Raw genomic sequence first — 842 nt, 5'->3', positions numbered from 1 at the left:
ATAGTTATAATATTATGATTTTTTGCTAAATCGCTTACTGCTTTAATATCGACTATATCCATACATGGATTAGAAGGAGTTTCAAAAAAGAATATTTTTGTATTTTTCTTAATTGCTTTTTTCCATTCCTCAATATTTTTTCCGTCGATAAATGTCACTTCAACGCCGTATCGTGGAATAATATTTTTTAATACTTCTCTACAGGAACCAAATAAAGCAGTTGATGAAACAATGTGATCACCATTTTTAATTTGGCACATCATTGAATTAAAAACAGCAGCCATACCACTTGCTGTAGCAAAGCAAGATTCAGCTCCATCTAATAGAGCCAATCTTTGCTCAAACATTTCTATAGTTGGGTTGGCATAACGCGTATATTGAAAACCAGTTTTTTCGCCTTTAAAGATTAATTCAGCTTCTTCAGCGTTATCATAAACAAAACCTGAACTAACAAATAAACCCTCAGATGTTTCTTTAAAATTAGATCTGTTTAAACCACCACGAACTAATTTAGTTTTTTCTTTATCCACGTTTTAGCTTTGTCTTAATTCTTTAGCAGCCGAAACCATTTTTGATAAGGCATCAATCGTTTCTGGCCAACCTCTAGTCTTTAATCCGCAATCAGGATTTACCCAAATTCTTGTTGGATCAATGAGTTTAGAAGCTTTTTGAATTAATTCTTTCATCTCATCTTTAGATGGAACACGAGGTGAGTGAATATCATAAACACCAGGTCCAATTTCATTTGGATATTTGAATTTTTCAAATGTGGTTAATAGTTCCATTCTAGATCTTGATGTTTCAATTGAAATAACATCGGCATCAAGAGCCGCAATCGAGTC

1 protein-coding gene and 1 pseudogene are annotated in these 842 nt (G+C 32.8%); both read right to left on the bottom strand.

From position 1 onward, the window contains the following. The coding region (locus tag AC1QQ2_RS14550; RefSeq protein ID WP_479713683.1) for an aminotransferase class I/II-fold pyridoxal phosphate-dependent enzyme at positions 1 to 530 on the bottom strand (530 nt) is incomplete at its 3' end. Positions 531 to 533: 3 nt separating this feature from the next. Continuing rightward, positions 534 to 842 (bottom strand): annotated as a pseudogene (locus AC1QQ2_RS14545) (hypothetical protein); the annotation flags it as partial.

Source organism: Aestuarium sp. (assembly GCF_023253315.1).
Taxonomy (GTDB): Bacteria; Pseudomonadota; Alphaproteobacteria; order Rhodobacterales; family Rhodobacteraceae; genus Marivivens; species Marivivens donghaensis.
The sequence above is the reverse complement of the archived record's forward strand: the minus strand, read 5'-3'. Positions and strand labels throughout refer to the sequence as shown.